The organism is uncultured Porphyromonas sp., assembly GCF_902489635.1.
Taxonomy (GTDB): domain Bacteria; phylum Bacteroidota; class Bacteroidia; order Bacteroidales; family Porphyromonadaceae; genus Porphyromonas.
Genome location: NZ_CABUAN010000002.1, coordinates 1 through 15,988, shown reverse-complemented (window position 1 = coordinate 15,988; position 15,988 = coordinate 1). Strand labels below are relative to the sequence as shown.

The window sequence follows — 15,988 nt, the reverse complement described above, 5'->3', positions numbered from 1 at the left end:
TCCACGTGGAGATTTGAGAATATCCACGTGGATATTCGAGAAAGTGGGAAATCGGACGAATTTCCCTGTAAAGATATGTAATTAGAGATTAGAGGTTAGAGATTAGAGATTAGGGCGGACACATTATATATGGTACCCTCATCTATTCCTCGCTTGTCGCTCATATGTAGCTTCTAGCAGAGCGATTATAATGCGTCAGCCCTGGACTCTTTGAAGAAAGGTGTAGTCCCTATAGCGGGTTACGCGTCTCCGATTCTTACGTGGAAAATCTCCAGCCCGCTACGTGGGTAAGAAATATTCTCCACGTGGAGACGAAACAAAACTTCGGAAGAATCAAATGAAACTTCGGAGGAATCAAATGAAACTTCGGAGGAAATGTTTCGCCCCTACGTGAAGAATAAAAAATAGCCACGTGGAGACTTGTGACTCTCCACGTGGCTATGCGATTGCGTCAGGGGTGCTTATTATTGGGGCATCTTGTAGCCGAGCTTCTCCTTGTACTGCTGCACGAGTGCTTTGTACTGCGGGTTGTCTCGTAGAGCAGCGAGGTCGTCGTCCTGATCGATGAATGGAAAGCTGTTGTAACCCTTTTCGAAGGCTATGCGTAGGTTGTCCAGCGCTTGCTCCGTCTTGCCCATTCGACCATAGACTCCCGAGATGCTGTAGTAGAGGTCGGCACTGTCGGGGTCCTCCTCGATACACTTAGCGATGGTCGCGATGGCTTGCTCCTGCTCGCCTAGAGACTGGTAAGCATACGCCATGGTGATGTCTGTCGCCTCGTGCTCCTGTAGGATCTCGATCACCTTGCGATAGTCGGCTGTGGCGGCATCCTTGCGTCCCAGTGCTGTGTAGCGGTCAGCTCGCTTGAGGTAAGCCCATAAGAATGTGTCGCTTAGCTCGATGGCCTTGGAGTAGTCATCGATGGCCCCCTGGAGGTCCTGGAGCTTACTCTTGATCTGAGCACGCTGATAGTAGCCATCAAGGTCGTCAGGTTCAAGGGCAACATACTTATTCGACTCTGCGAGGGCTCTTCGGAAATTGCCATCCTCAAAGAGCATCTGAGCCTTGCTGTAAATGTAGGTTTGGTCCGTAGGGTCTAGCGAGATAGCTTCGTCGATATACTTGAGTGCCGAGCTGTAGTCGCCTATCATCTGATAGGCAGTCGCTATGTGGCTGGCTATGAAATCGGTTAGCTCTTGTCGCTCTGTGACTTTTTGGTAGTACTCCAGCGCACCTTTGTTATCTCCGATGTTTTGATGAGCCATGCCGATAATGAAAAGGTACCCTCCCGTTTTGCTCACGGACTCCACCGCTTTGAGCTTAGCTTCGAGGGTAGGCATTGCCTGAGCTGCGATGACATTGAGGAGGGCATAGGTGTCGTCGTCTGCAAGGCTGTTTGCAATGGTATAGATAATGTCATCCATCGCCTCATCGTAGTGCTCTAGTTTGATGTAGACATTAGCTCTCAGATAGTAGAAAACGCCTTCGTCAGGAGCAATCTTGATAGCTTCGTTTAGGATCTGTATAGCATCCTCCTGCCTCTCTTGTAGCATCGCAATCACGGCCAATCCGATATAGCCCGTTGGGTTCTTAGGATCGAGCGAAGTAACCTTACGCATATCCACCTCTGCGAGGTCGTACTGCTCCATAGTGCCATAGAGATTTCCACGCTTTAAGTATAGATCAGGCGTGTCGGGAGCATCCTTGATAGCTGAGTGCAGGTCCATAAGCGCCTTGACACCATCATCAAGGTCTGTATAGATATCAGAGCGGAGGCTGTAGACCATAGCTCTACGTGCGGGCTTCGCCTGTAGGAGGGTGATTGCCTTGGTGGCAGCCTCTAGAGCTTGCTCGGGCTTGCGCTGCATACGGTAAATGGCGGCGACGTAAGCCCAAGCGACACCATTGTTTGGCTCGCTCTGGAGTGCCTTCTGGACGTTCTCGAGGAACGCTGCCTGATCCTCTGGCTCGGACATAATGATCCCTAGGGTATCCTGGAGGTCGGGTGAGAATGTGTCAAAGGTTCGCTCCAAGGTGGGCAAGTCTTGCGCAGAGAGGTCTGTCGTGCCCTGCACCTGAGCGGACAGCGTAGTGGCTAAGCAGACGAGGCTTAGCAGTAGAGCCATAATTCGCTTCATTGTATTGAGTATGTTGCTGGTTTGTTGCTACAAATGTAGCTATTTCTTTCGAGAGGATAAGCTCTGGCAGCTAGGATAGCTCTAACTTTTTGTTGAGACTGTTGACTTTTGCAACAGTCTCATGGTTACCAGAGGACATAAGAAAGCCACGTGGAGAGACTTGTGACTCTCCACGTGGCTATGCGATTGCGTCAGGGGTGCTTATTATTGGGGCATCTTGTAGCCGAGCTTCTCCTTGTACTGCTGCATGAGTGCTTTGTACTGCGGGTTGTCTCGTAGAGCGGCGAGGTCGTCGTCCTGCTCGATGAATGAAAAGCTGTTGTACCCCTTTTCGAAGGCTATGCGTAGGTTGTCCAGTGCTTGCTCCGTCTTACCCATTCGACCATAGACCCCTGAGATGCAGTAGTAGAGCTCGGCACTGTCGGGATCCTCCTCAATACACTTAGCGATGGCCGCGATGGCTTGCTCCTGCTCGCCGAGAGACTGGTAAGCATACGCCATAGTTATGTCTGTCGCCTCGTGCTCCTGTAGGATCTCGATCACCTTGCGATAGTCGGCCGTTGCGGCATCCTTGCGTCCCAGTGCTGTGTAGCGGTCTGCTCGCTTGATGTAAGCAAAGAGGTAGGAGTCATTTAACTCAAGGACCTTAGAGTAGTCATCGATGGCCCCCTGGAAGTCCTGGAGCTTACTCTTGATTTGAGCCCGCTGATAGTAGCCATCAAGGTCGTCAGGTACAAGGGAAACATATTTATTCGACTCTGCGAGAGCTCTTTGGGAATTGCCATCCTCAAAGAGCATCTGCATCTTGGCGTAAATGTAGCTGAAGTCCGTAGGGTCTAGCGAGATAGCTTCGTCGATATACTTGAGTGCAGAGCTGTAGTCGCCTAGACCCTGATAAGCGATTGCTATCTGGCTGGCTACGAAATCGGTTAGCTCTTGTCGCTCTGTGACTTTTTGGTAGTACTCCAGTGCACCTTTGTTATCTCCGATATTTTGATGAGCCATGCCGATAAGGAAGAGATATCCTCCCGTTTTGCTCACGGACTCCACCGCTTTGAGCTTAGCTTCGAGGGTAGGCATTGCCTGAGCTGCGATGACATTGAGGAGGGCATAGGTGTCGTCGTCTGCAAGGCTGTTTGCAATGGTATAGATAATGTCATCCATCGCCTCATCGTAGTGCTCTAGCTTGATGCTGCTAATAGTTCTCAGATAGTAGAGAACGCCTTCGTCTGGAGCAATCTTGATAGCTTCATTCAGGTTCTGTATGGCATCCTCATACTTCTCTTGCCGAAACGCAACGGTAGCCAATCCAGTATAACCAGTGGCGTCTTCAGGAGCTAGCGAAATATACTTACGCATATCCACCTCTGCTAGGTCGTACTGCTCCATAGCGGCATAGAGACTCCCGCGCTTTAAGTATAGATCTGGTGTGTCGGGAGCATCCTTGATAGCAGAGTGTAGGTCCATAAGCGCCTTGACAGCGTCCTCAAGGTCGGAGTAGATGTCGGAGCGAAGGCTGTAGACCATAGCTCTACGTGCGGGCTTCGCCCGTAGGAGGGAGATCGCCTTGGTGGCAGCCTCTAGCGCCTGCTCGGGCTTGTCCTGCATACGGTAGATGGTGGCGACGTAAGCCCAAGCGACACCATTGTTTGGCTCGCTCTGGAGTGCCTTCTGGACGTTCTCGAGGAATGCTGTCTGATTCTCAGGGTTAGGCATGATAGTCTGTAAGGCATCCTGGAGGTTGGGCGAGAATGTGTCAAAGGTTCGCTCCAAGGTGGGCAAGTCTTGTGCAGAGAGAGCTGTCGTGTCCTGCTCCTGAGCAGACAGTGTAGTGGCTAAGCAGACGAGGCTTAGCAGTAGAGCCATGATTCGCTTCATCGTATTGAGTAAGTTGCTGGTTTGTTGTTACAAATTTAGCTATTTCTTTCGAGAGGATAAGCTCTGGCAGCTAGGATAGCTCTAGCTCTTTGTTGAGGAAGGCAACGATCGCCTTGCGGTTGTGGAGGAGCGTGTAGTGCGTGTCTGCAGCGTCCCAGTAGAGTGCCGTCTGCATGCCATTGGCACGCATTCGCTTAGCTAGAGCGGGCTGGTTGGCAGCGGTCTCATCTTTGCCCCCACCGATTAGTATGATCTTGGCGCCGATGCGCTTCGTCTGACTAGGCTGACAGGAGATGTAGGTGATGCTCTTGAAGCGCTTGCCGTAGTTACGGTAGGCGATGTCGCTGGCGGTGAAGCCGTTGGAGAGGCCCATAAGGTGTAGCTGGCTGCGGTCTATATGGTAGCCCCGCTCCTCGAGGAAGGGGATCTGACGGTCAAAGATCCCTGCAATATCGCTCGGACTGAAGAAGCCCGTGAGGTCGTGCGAGGGGATGGCTAGGACGACGCAGTTGTCCAGCTGACGGAGTATGCTGGTGTAGAGCTTCCAGTTGCCCAGCCCTCCATGGCAAAAGACGACGAGCGGATAGCTCCTGTCACGCTGATACTGCTTAGGACGAATCAGATAGACCGCCTGATGAGGGGCTGCGAAGCTATTGAAAAACTGGGAGCAGACACCCGACATGGGGTTGGAGGTGGACCATCTCAAGCTCCTTATGGAACGTGTAAAGCAACGATTGCCACAGGAACGGTACTCATCTTTGTACTGATTGATGAGGCTCTTGGAGAGCGACGACATAGCCTCCCGCGGTAAGATGGCTGCTACGCGTAGTCCCCAGCTCATAGCCTCCTCCTCGGGGATGATCGTATTGGCTAGGTACTGGTAGAGTGGTGGCGTGGTAGCATGCCCCTCGCTGTCTTGGTAGATGAGCTGGACACGATCGGAGGAGTTCGCGCGGTAGCGGGGCATAGCGATAAAGAGTGTCACGACCATCAATGCGATCATGATGCGGTTAGCATGACGGTAGGGGATCTTGCTCAGGAGCTCTTTGCGCCAGAGGAGTAGGGTGAGCCATAGGAAGAGTAGCTTGTAGAACCAAGTTGCTGACAGGACGAGGAGCAAGAGAAGCAGTGCCGTGAGGATCTTCTTTTTCATAAGGGTATCTCTGATGAAAGGGGCTTAGCAATTGTCTTGAGAGTTTGTCCTGTGGTCCTGCTGCGAACTCTTTTCGCCAGCTTGTGTAGCGGTAAACTTGCCTGCTAGGAGTAGGTAGAGTAGGGCGTTGAGTGCGAGGTCGACCACAAAGAGTATGACGAAGATTATGATATTGACCATCACATAGGAGCTACCAAAGAGGGCACCGATGTGGTTGAGGTCTTGGACACAGAGGTCGAAAGCGCTCTCCAAGGGCATCCAGTAGTGGCCGAAAAAGCATGAGATGATGACGAGGTGTAGGAGCGCATTGCCTCCACTGAGGAGCCACTTCCACGGGGCTTGCTTCGTACGTATACAGAGAAGGAGCGGCGCTAGAGCTGCGAGTAGGCAGATGGCGCCCTGCATGTAGATATTGCCGATGACGCAAAACTCCTGATAGGTCAAGCCAAGCAACCAAGCAAAGTAAGCCATCACCCCACAGCACTCAAGGAAGAAGCACCCCACCAAGCTACTGCCGAACGAGGCCATCTCAGGGGCTAGCTGCCCTAGATCGCCTATCATCATACTGACGGGGATGCTCAGGATGGCCAAAAGGAGGATGATACCCCCTAAGATGATGATGCCCGCCCGCCGGTACCTCCTGATGATGCGCCCCATGAGGAGATTGACAGGGATTAGTGCTGCGGTGACCCCAGTGAGTAGCAAGATGAACAGGTCAAATCCAATCCCGCTCTTGGCAACCATACTACTATAAACCGCATCGATAGCACTGCCTCCCAAGAGTCGCACCACGGTGCCATATAGGAGAAAGAGCGTATAGAGTACCATCGCCATAAAGAGTGCCAATGCAGGCTCGCTAAAGGAGCGCTTCAGTCGCTCCCAGGCTCTATAGCACGGGTAGAGAGCTGAGAGACTACAGAGGCATAGAGATATGAGTAGCATAAGGTATGTAGTGTGGGGCTATGGCAATGTTTATGTTGCTCTCTCCAAAAGCATCACAAGATGAGGTAGATGGCAACGGCAACGGGGAGGTGCCCCTCGATGGTGTAGCGGACGCGGGAGTCATAGTCGTACCGCTTGTCGCCGCTGTAGATGCGAGGCCCGTCCCACGTGGCGATGACCCGTGAGTCGTAGTCGTATCGCTTGTCGCCACTATAGACGCGGGTGCCGTCCCAGGTGGCGATGACTCGTGAATTGTAGTCGTATCGCTTGTCCCCGCTGTAGAGTCGGGTGCCGTCCCACGTGGCGATGACCCGTGAGTCGTAGTCGTATCGCTTATCGCCACTGTAGAGGCGGGTGCCGTCCCAGGTGGCGATGACTCGTGAATTGTAGTCGTATCGCTTGTCCCCGCTGTAGAGGCGGGTGCCGTCCCACGTGGCGATGACCTGTGAGTCGTAGTCGTACCGCTTATCTCCGCTATAGATATAGGTCTGAGCTGAGAGGGTGAGGAGGCTGCCGAGGAGTAGGGTGAGGAGTAAGAGGGTTCGTCTCATATTATTATGGAGTTAGTAATGTCTGAGTTCGTCTTTATTAAAGCGGAAGACTGAGATCTGTATCGCCTCGTCTCCCTCATTGAGTATAAACCACGGGTTGCGCAGTGGGTTGGGATTGCGCACGAGGTGCTTCTCACGAGCGGGGGTGTTGCCCTCGAGGCACATGATTGCCACTTTGCCAGATCTGCTCCGTGCCACATCGACCACCATAACGGCATGCCCGTACTTGCGCCCTGGACGTGCTGGGTAGACGAGCACATCGCCTGGCATCACATCTTGGATAGCACGAGGCTTGGTCTCCTGGTAGAGCGAGAAGGTACTGCAAGCACCATAGACGCCTCTCATATAACGCTCGAAGGCACTACGAGATGCTCCGCCAGAGTAACGCATCGTCTTGCCATGGACATTGCGAAAGTTGATCTCCTGGTAGCGTCCCTTCTGCCAAAGGTACTCAGCCCGCAGACGCATAGTCACATCGGCACACTGCTCATCGTTGCTGAGGATATCCTGGTCGATCACCGCTGTAGAGAGAAACTGCAAGCGTGCATCTCCCCCCGTGTATAGCTGCACCCTAGCACCACGCGGCTTCAAGGGTAGAGCGCGTAGATAAGCCGTGTAGCTCCCCGCGGAAGCCTCCACACGGCTGTAGCCTGCGGGTGTGGCTATGTCGCCAATAGTCTGAGCGCCCCACGGATTGCTCGTGCGCATGGAGCGCCATAGCCATAGTCCACACAGGAGCATCACCAGAGCCGTAGCTCCGATGATCAGCAGCGTTATCCTTTTTCGTTTCGTCATAAGGAGGGGCTTCTAATCGTTTTGTTTAGACTTTCGCTTATGGGAGGGTTTTTGGTTGGAGCGTTGCGTGGCGCGGTGTATCTGGTAGGCGTTGAGGAGGTTTTGCCAGATGGAGTAGGCGGCCATAGCGACGGAGGAGAGCGGGTTGAGGTAGCTCTGCGCTAGCCAGATGGCGATGGTTGAGTTTTTCTGTCCTAAGCTCTGCCCGAGGGTGATGCTCTCGCCGAGAACTCGCTTGCTGAGCCACTTGCCGAGGGCAAACTGAACGATGCAGGCGATCAGCCCCATGACGCCTAGCAGGATCATCGTCGGGATCATCTCCCGTGGCTCCTCAGCAATGAAGTGCACCGTATTGGCCATAATGAGTGAGAGGCAGAGGAGCCAGACCCAAAAGCTGGCTGAGGGGATCTTTGTGAGTACCCGATAGACGGGCTTGACGCCGTAGCGGACGGCCCAAGCGACGAGTAGGGGTAGCGTGATGACTGGTAGCACGCGGTAGAAGATCTGCACAAAGGTGGCTCCGTAGTCCATCGCACTACTGCCGAAGAAGCCTAGCAGGAGTGGCGCTAAGGCGATGACCCCCACGCTGGTGAGCAGGACGTAGGTGGTGCCTAGGGCTACATTGCCCCCGAGGAAGCCGATGACCACGGGAGATGCGGAGGCTGCGGGGCAGAAGAAGCAGATCATGAGTCCCTCGGCGAGAAGTGTGCTCTCGGAGATGCCCGAGTAGCGCACCAATAGGTAGCCACCCACAGCTAGCACGATCTGTATGAGCTGTAGGAGGAAGTGGACGGGTCGTATGCGCAGGTCTCTCGGGGTAAGCTTGAGAAAGCTAAAGAAGAGCATCAGCATCAGCATATAGGGGATGGCAGGACTCAACGTGGAGAGCGGGCGATAGCCCACGATGCCGATGAGTATGGAGAGGGGGAGACCGTAGTCTTTCAGTCGGCGCATGAAGCGTCCTCGTAGGTCTGCTATATTGTAGTGTCTTGTCATAGGGAAGTGGTATGGTTGGCTAAGACCGCCTGGGCATTGCGGAGAAGGTCTTCGTAGGCGCATCGTCGCATCGAGGAGCCTATCGTTAAGGTTTCGTAGAGTTCGGGGGTAAAGCTTGCCAGCTGCTCATAAGTTAGCTGAGCAATGGCGGGGCGGATCATAAAGTCTGGTTCGTCGTGTGGTGTGCAGTGCGCATTGTGCGGACAGACCGTTTGGCAGACGTCACAACCGAAGAGTCGATTGCCTAGACGCTCAGCGACGCCCTCGGGCCACGCACCCCGATGCTCGATCGTCAAGTAGCTCAGACAGCGATCGGCGAGGAAAGAGCCGTCTGCCTGCAAGGCTCCTCCAGGGCAACTGTCGATACATCTCCGACAGCGACCACAGTAGCTACGATCTATCGCTGCACCGTACTCTAGCGGTAGGGATACGACGAGGAAGCCATAGATAAAGAATGTGCCTAGACGAGGTATGATCATCATCTTCGAGCGTCCCTGGTAGGCTAGTCCGCTCTGCAGGATCCAGTAACGCTCCAGTAGCGGAGCCGTATCGCAGCAGACACGGCCCGTGGCACTTTGGTCGATGTCAGACTGGATGAATGCGAGGAGACGCTCGAGCTTTTTGCGCACCACCTTGTGGTAGTCGCGTCCGTATGCGTAGTAAGCTACTTGGGGTGCTTCTAGTGGTTGCTTGACAGGCGGGTAATAGCTCTGAGCCACGACAATGATCGACTTAGCTTCGGGGAGTAATTTGCGTGGATCCGACCGCACATCATCGTAACGCTGTAGGTAGTCTAGGCCGGCGTAAGCTTCTCCCGTGATGGTCTGCTGGTAAGCCTGCCACACCTCTTGTGGAACCGCTTCGGCCGGGGCTAAGCCTACGGCACTCAAGCGTAGCTCATCGTGTGCATAGCGCACGATCAGCTCCGTAGGCGACAGCGACTGATGGGTCATCTTGCTCCAGAGGCATGTAGTGCCTCGGCACCCGCTTCAAGACGTTTGAGGTGGCAGACCAGGAGCTTGCCCTCATCGTCTCGTAGGTGCATACCATTGCCCAGACAGTACTTCCAGCTCTTGCAGTCGGCACAGGGCCCTGTCTTAGCCCACGAGCGATCACGATAACTCTCGAAGCGCTCCTCCCACACCTGCCACAGGTCGTCGTGATGCACGTTGCCCTGCTTGTGGTCGAAGCGAATACTCGGGCAGGCGCTGATAGAGCCGTCGCATAGGATAGAGGCTATGTTTACGCCTGCACGACATTGGTAAAACTGCTGGCGCGTACGCCCCTCGAAGGCGCCTAAATAGCCCTCGCAACCATACTGCGCCTCGATCTCTCCCGCCTCGTTCGTCTCGATGATAAACTGCATCATCTGGTAGTACTGACTGTCGGAGAGCTGGAGCTGCTTATTCTCCGCAGCACGCCCCACGGGGAAGATCGAGAAGAGTCGCCACCGCTTCACACCCGCATCGATCAGTTGCTGACGAAAGGCGGGAAGTGTATCAAAGTTCATCGGATTGACACAGGTCACCACGTCCCAGACCAAGTCTTCGGCCTGTGTGAGTAGTTGTATCGCCCGCCAAGCTCGCTCGTAGCTGAGCGGATGTCCACGCAGAGCGTTGTGTGCCTCGGCAAAGCCATCGAGGCTCACCGTCGCTGTGTGTAGTCCGGCACGGCGCAAGCTCTCCAAGCGCTGTGCGTCGAGTAGCATCCCATTGGTCACGATGCCCCACGGATAGCCACGACGGTAGAGGGCAAGCCCCGCCTCCTCGATGTCCTTCCGCACGAGCGCCTCGCCACCCGTGAAGATGACCAGTAGCTTGTTGGGATCGACGTGAGGTGTCAGCCCGTCAATGATCTGTATGAAGTCAGCGACCGACAGTTCGTCGACACCACTCTCCACGCGACAGTCGCTACCGCAGTGCCCGCAGTGCAGATTGCAGCGTAGCGTACACTCCCAGAAGAGTGTCGTCATCGGGTGTCGACGCACATTCTCCGCCTGCAAGATACGATGCAGATCGAGTGCGATGCGTTGCTTGAAGGCAGGACGTAGGAGCGTCTGCCCGATGGACTTATGCTTGCTCAGTTTCATTGATGGGATCACAAGGTCTGACTTACTCCTGCTCCTCAGGGATCACTATCTGCTTGGGTTCGAAAGTTGTCGTAGGCGTGCCATACATCACCATGCCCATGCCGTCTGGTCTAGGTCTAGGCTTGACGAGCGTAGTCGTATCAGGCTGCTCTGTCTTGTCGCCTTCGCTCGTCCTATGCGTCGTCCGCGTCTTACAGCTGGAGAAGCCTAAGCAGCCAATCAGTGCGAGTAGCGTACCGACGATTAGGTTGGAGAAGATATTTGAGAGAGTTCGCTTCATAATATAATAGGTGTGACAGGTCAGAGGTCTGTCCCGACTACTTGCGCTCCACTTGGATCTCTATCTCCTTCTTGACCTTACCATTGTTCCACCTTTTAGAGCCTTTGCTGACGAAGTCGCTCTCCTTGACCTCTACGGTGACCTGCTTGTCTGTGACGACGCCATTCTTCTCGCCATCGATGTCCTTCACCTCTAGGACTACTTGGTGATCCCTGCGGAAGCCCGTGTAGCTACCATCTAGCTCCGCGTTGCCCTGTGCATCGGTGAGCTCCTTTTCATCCCCACGGCTCATAGGTAGGTCTACCTGAAGACCCTCGACCGGCTTGGCGTCTTGGTCTGTCACACGCACCTTAAACTCATAGTCAACTGTAGGCGTGCCGTACTCAGCCATTCCGCCTCCTAGGGACTCTGTGCAACTAGCGAATCCCAGCCAGCCCAGTAGGAGTGAGGCTCCTGCCGAGAGGAGCGAGCGTACGGATAGATAAACTCTTTTCATAGTGTGGTCACTTTGATACTACAGCAAATGTAGTACAAAAAAATGAGACTGCCACGACATCATGCGTACAGCCAGTACACTCTTCGCAAGAAGGACTAGAATCTATGAAGCCAGTGACCATAAAAAAGGGGCTGTCAGTACGACAGCCCCTTCTCATTAACCTTAAAATCTAACACCATGAAAAACACGATGCAAAGGTAAGATTTATTCTTCATATATGCAACACTCTATCGTAATCGAGACGAAACAATTTTGTCATATCGGTCTATCTAGAGCTTGCCAAGCATAGTGAGAGCGAGCAACTCAGAGGGTTAAATCTCTAGAGTTACTCGCTCTCGTAGTTAGTATGCTAGCTACTTACAGAGCCGTGTCGCACGTGCGATAGGTCTCCGTATAGCTGCTAGGGTTATTTACTTAGCGCCCTCAGCGTGACGTATGATCACCTCGATGTGATTGTCTTGCTTGAGGAGATCCTGAGCGATCTTCTGTACGTCTGCAGGCGTGATGCCGTTGAGCGTCTTCTCGTAGTCAGTCTGGAAGTCACGACCATCGAAGAAGAAGTCAATCATATGGCTGAGCCAGTAGCCGTTTTGCTTGAGATTCTCAGCATAGTCCTTCTTCATGTTGAGGATAGTCTTGTCAAACATCTCCTTCTCGGGACCATTCTTAGCCACCTTGTCGAGTTCTGCATAGAGGATCTTGTTGAGCTTGTCTACCTTCTCAGGGTCTGTCTGGTAGAAGATCTGGAAGGTCGTCTCACCCTCAGGATTGTCGTTGATAGATCCGTCCGAGCTGACACCGTATGTGCCACCTTCGTCCTCACGGATGGTTGCTGTGTATACCTGATCCATGACAGCTCCGAGTACCTCCATAGCTAGCTCGTTGTGGAGCGTGTAGGGTAGCTTGCCAGTGTAAACTGCTAGAACCATGGCCATAGGAGTAGCGAGCTCCTTCTTGAAGTCGATGTGTATAGATGATTGACGTACTGCTGGTACGAGCTCCTTGCACATGTCGTGCTTACGACCCTTAGTAGGTACAGAGGCTACATACTTCTCTAGGAAGGGGATCAGCTGCTCGGGAGTTACATTACCGATGAAGTATAGCTGTAAGTCACCGAGGTCAGCGATGCGCTCCTTCCAGATCTGCATCACACGATCGTAGTTGACTGCCTGTATGTCAGCAATAGTAGCGCGCCTCATCTGAGGGTTGTTATTGTATAGCGCATAGATGAGCGAGTCCTGGAATGAAACCATAGGATTAGACTCCATATTCTTAATCTGCTCGATCGTATTGGTGCGCCAGTTGGCAAAAGCGTCAGCATCCTGTCTAGGCTGCGTCATGCGGAGGTAGAGGAGCTGGAAGAAGGTCTCCATATCCTCAAGCGTAGACGAACCGCTAAAGTAGGTGCGTGTACCACCCATAGAGCCAGAAGCTGAGACGCTGCGACCTGTGAGTGCCTTAGAGAGGGTAGGATTGTCAAACTTGCCTACACCGCCTAGTGCAACGACGCTACTGAGGTTCTTGATGTTGGGTAGATCCTTAGCGTTCTTGAGATAAGCGTTTGTACCACCAGGAGCGACAGCTGTGAGTGAGAGCTGATTCTTCTTGTAGTCGGTCGTCTTGAGATAGACTACCATACCATTGCTCAGGGTGAGGCGAGTCGTACCAAACTGCAGGTTGTCCTCACGCTTGGTGACCTTGCCAGCTTTGGGAGCCTTCTCCATCAGCTTCATATCAGAGACAGCGTCCTTGATAGGCTCTACGGGGAGCTTGCGGTACTCGTTGACCTTAGCGACCAGCTCAGCCTCGGTGGGTAGTGTGAGACCCTCCTTGTCGGGAGCCGTGAGCATCAGTACCATGTTCTTGTCACCGATGATAGACTGTACCATCTGGTTGACTACCTCTAGGGGTATGTTTGCAGCAACCTGCTCCATCATAGCCTTCTCCATCTCGATGCCTGGGATGTATCCACCCGTGGTGAAGTAGTCCTTGTACTCGTTAGCGTAAGAGCTATTCTTGCGAGTCTCACGCTCGTTGTAGCTATTCTCATAGCCCTTGAGTAGATCCGTGCGAGCACGCTCATACTCACCCTGCGTAAAGCCGTACTGGCGTATGCGCTCTATCTCAGCCGTAAGCGCCTTGAGGGCAATGTCTAGCTCGCCCTCACGTACCGAAGCGTTAAATGAAAGCGCATCTTTGGTCTGAGCGAGGAAGTAGTTGCTCAGATAACCACTCACACTGATGAAAGCGGGGTTAGGCTTGTGCATGAGATCTGTAAATCGCTCATCGAGGATTCGGTTTGTGATGCCATATAGGTAGGTCTTCATGACACCAGCGATGGTGCGGGTCATCTCGACAGGCATAGCGTCTGTCTTGAACATAACCATAATCCCAGTGCTGGTAGCCTCCTTGTCCTTTTCGATAGCTACGAGAGGCTCGTCATTGTCCTCTACGGGGAAGTAGACACGCTCTGCAGCATTGACTGGTGCAGGGATGTCGGCAAACATCTCCTTGATCTTCTTCTCCACATAGTCTACGTCGACATCACCTACTACGATGATAGCCTGTAGGTCGGGACGATACCACTTGTGGTAGTAGTCGCGTAGCTCGTTGTACTTAAAGCCGTTGACTACGCTCATCAGACCGATAGGCATGCGTACACCATAGCGGTTGTTGGGGTAGATCTTGGGGAGTGCCGTATTGAGCATACGCATCTGTGCATTGTCACGCGAGCGCCACTCCTCGGTGATGACGCCACGCTCCTTGTCTATCTCCTCGTCGGCTAGTGTGACGAAGCCACTCCAGTCGTGTAGGATGAGTAGGCAGCTGTCGATGAAGCCCTGACGCTCTGTGGGAGCCTCCATAAGGGTGTAGACTGTCTCATCGATACCGGTATAGGCGTTGAGGTTGTAGCCGAAACGCATACCATTTGACTCGAGGTAGCTGATGAGTGTCTTGTCAGGGAAATTCTTTGTTCCGTTGAAGCACATGTGCTCTAGGAAGTGAGCTAGACCGCGCTGGTTCTCCTCCTCGAGGATAGAGCCGACGCGCTGTGCGATGTAAAACTCAGCACGATTCTTCGGCTGCTCGTTGTGACGGATGAAGTAAGTCAGTCCGTTGTCGAGCTTGCCCGTACGGACTTGTGGGTCTATGGGCAGTGGTTGACTCATATCCTGAGCAAAGGCTACACGAGGTAGCAGCAGGGTCAGGAGGACCACAGTCATAGACAGCATTCGCTTTAGATTCATATCTAGTTGTCTAAAAGTTATTGATGTATTTCTAGTTGTCTATTCAAAGAGCATAGGTGTAATACCAAAGGCACACGCACGCCCTTACTAATAAGTAGACGAGGCTGCCTCGTATATGTTGCAGGAGATCTTTATTTAGACCTAGCCCACACACCCAGATGCAAAGATACTCACTTTTTGCAAATGGAGCAGAGGGTGTGAAGCTTCGGAATATGATAGCCGTAGAAAAAAGGAGAGAGGACATCTTTTTCCAGATGCCCTCTCTAAAAAGTTTGTGCGTGGATGATTAGAAGCGGTAGCCCACGGAGATAGCGGGGTAGACGTACATGTCGTCAGCTCCATCGCCTTTCACGAGGTTGCGGCCAGCACGCAGACTGATCTCGCCACTCCAGTTGCTGCGAGAGACTAGCTTCCAGCCACCGCCGAGGCCGATGCCCCAAGAGACACCTTGCTTTGTCTCGGTCATCTGCCCATTGCTGTAATCTTGGTAGTTGTTTCGAGTATACCGATGGTAGTTGATCGCTGTATTTGCCTCGATAAAGAAGCCTGAGTTAAGTCTTGTGGCAGCGAGCCTCTTGCCGCCGAAGTACCAGCGTGCGTAGGGCATCACACCAAAAGTAGGAAAGATCGTGGTTTCATAATCTCCAGTATGGGCAAAGCTGGCGCTGATGGTAGCTCCGAAGCCGAGGTCTTTGACTTTTGCCGTGGAGCGTTCGTACTCTAGAGACACAGCCTTGAAGGCAACGGGTGCTAGGAGGTTGAGGCGCACTTCGTTGAGCGTTGAGGGCAGTGGAGCCTCGGGCTCGCCCTGCACGACGACTACTTGTGCTGAGAGATAGTATCCCGCAGCGAGGATGAGGGCGCAGAGCGCGAAGGCCTTTCTGAGTAAGTTGTTCATAAGGGTACTCATATTTGATAGGTTATACTTGCTTGTGGAGTCAAAGGTAGCGAATAGTTTTCAAATAGTCATAGATTGGTCAACCCTGGCTGAGGAAATTCAACGCCGGCTCGTTACAAAAAATTAGATTCGGCTACATATCGATACGGTGCTATGTCGGGAAAAAGTGATTTCCACGTGGAGATTTCGAAATTCCCACGTGGGGAATTTTTATTTCCCACGTAGGAAAGAAAAAATTCCTCGGAGGAATCAAATGAAACTTCGGAGGAAATGTTTGACGCCCACGTGGAAAATAAAAAATATCCACGTGGAGATTTGAGATTTTCCACGTGGATATTCGAGAAAGGAGGGAATCGGACAATTTTCCCCGTAAAGATATGTAATTAGAGATTAGAGGTTAGAGATTAGAGAGCAGGGCGGACACATTATATTATAATGAGCTCGTCGACCTCCCTATGGAGGAAATCGGAAATCCCCTGGTAGGGATCTCTGATTATCCAGTGAGGGGTGGAAAAATTCTTCGG

Annotated in this window: 13 protein-coding genes; all 13 read right to left on the bottom strand. The window is 52.9% G+C overall.

Features of this window, described 5'->3' with window-relative positions; genetic code table 11:
- Nucleotides 1-464: 464 nt before the first annotated feature.
- On the bottom strand, nucleotides 465-2,138 hold the full coding sequence (locus RDM37_RS00600) for a CDC27 family protein (protein WP_308554263.1): 1,674 nt from the start codon (nucleotides 2,136-2,138) through the stop codon (nucleotides 465-467).
- Nucleotides 2,139-2,342: 204 nt separating this feature from the next.
- Nucleotides 2,343-4,016 carry a tetratricopeptide repeat protein gene (locus RDM37_RS00595; RefSeq protein ID WP_308554261.1) on the bottom strand — a complete coding sequence of 558 codons (1,674 nt, stop codon included), beginning with the start codon at nucleotides 4,014-4,016 and terminating at the stop codon, nucleotides 2,343-2,345.
- A gap of 70 nt (nucleotides 4,017-4,086) precedes the next feature.
- Nucleotides 4,087-5,169 (bottom strand): hypothetical protein, encoded by a 1,083-nt coding sequence (locus RDM37_RS00590; RefSeq protein ID WP_308554259.1) that lies wholly within the window; start codon nucleotides 5,167-5,169, stop codon nucleotides 4,087-4,089.
- A 24-nt stretch (nucleotides 5,170-5,193) separates the two neighbouring features.
- A complete protein-coding gene (locus RDM37_RS00585; protein WP_308554257.1) occupies nucleotides 5,194-6,111 on the bottom strand; it encodes a hypothetical protein in 918 nt (305 codons plus the stop codon).
- A 53-nt stretch (nucleotides 6,112-6,164) separates the two neighbouring features.
- Nucleotides 6,165-6,662 (bottom strand): hypothetical protein, encoded by a 498-nt coding sequence (locus RDM37_RS00580; RefSeq protein WP_308554255.1) that lies wholly within the window; start codon nucleotides 6,660-6,662, stop codon nucleotides 6,165-6,167.
- Nucleotides 6,663-6,674: 12 nt separating this feature from the next.
- On the bottom strand, nucleotides 6,675-7,457 hold the full coding sequence (locus RDM37_RS00575) for a DUF4846 domain-containing protein (protein ID WP_308554253.1): 783 nt from the start codon (nucleotides 7,455-7,457) through the stop codon (nucleotides 6,675-6,677).
- A 12-nt stretch (nucleotides 7,458-7,469) separates the two neighbouring features.
- Nucleotides 7,470-8,453: a transporter gene (locus tag RDM37_RS00570; protein ID WP_308554251.1), complete on the bottom strand. Its 984-nt coding sequence runs from the start codon at nucleotides 8,451-8,453 to the stop codon at nucleotides 7,470-7,472.
- On the bottom strand, nucleotides 8,450-9,406 hold the full coding sequence (gene queG / locus RDM37_RS00565; protein WP_308554249.1) for a tRNA epoxyqueuosine(34) reductase QueG: 957 nt from the start codon (nucleotides 9,404-9,406) through the stop codon (nucleotides 8,450-8,452). The genes RDM37_RS00570 and queG overlap by 4 nt, the downstream gene beginning before the upstream one ends.
- Nucleotides 9,403-10,542, bottom strand: coding sequence for a TIGR04133 family radical SAM/SPASM protein (locus tag RDM37_RS00560; protein WP_308554247.1), 1,140 nt, complete (start codon nucleotides 10,540-10,542; stop codon nucleotides 9,403-9,405). Before RDM37_RS00560 ends, queG begins: the two co-directional genes overlap by 4 nt.
- A gap of 22 nt (nucleotides 10,543-10,564) precedes the next feature.
- Nucleotides 10,565-10,822 carry a hypothetical protein gene (locus RDM37_RS00555; protein ID WP_308554245.1) on the bottom strand — a complete coding sequence of 86 codons (258 nt, stop codon included), beginning with the start codon at nucleotides 10,820-10,822 and terminating at the stop codon, nucleotides 10,565-10,567.
- Between the two features lie 37 nt (nucleotides 10,823-10,859).
- Nucleotides 10,860-11,318: a radical SAM-associated putative lipoprotein gene (locus RDM37_RS00550; RefSeq protein WP_308554243.1), complete on the bottom strand. Its 459-nt coding sequence runs from the start codon at nucleotides 11,316-11,318 to the stop codon at nucleotides 10,860-10,862.
- Between the two features lie 410 nt (nucleotides 11,319-11,728).
- A complete protein-coding gene (locus RDM37_RS00545) occupies nucleotides 11,729-14,566 on the bottom strand; it encodes an insulinase family protein (protein ID WP_308554241.1) in 2,838 nt (945 codons plus the stop codon).
- Nucleotides 14,567-14,852: 286 nt separating this feature from the next.
- Nucleotides 14,853-15,476, bottom strand: coding sequence for a hypothetical protein (locus tag RDM37_RS00540; RefSeq protein WP_308554239.1), 624 nt, complete (start codon nucleotides 15,474-15,476; stop codon nucleotides 14,853-14,855).
- Nucleotides 15,477-15,988: the final 512 nt, after the last annotated feature.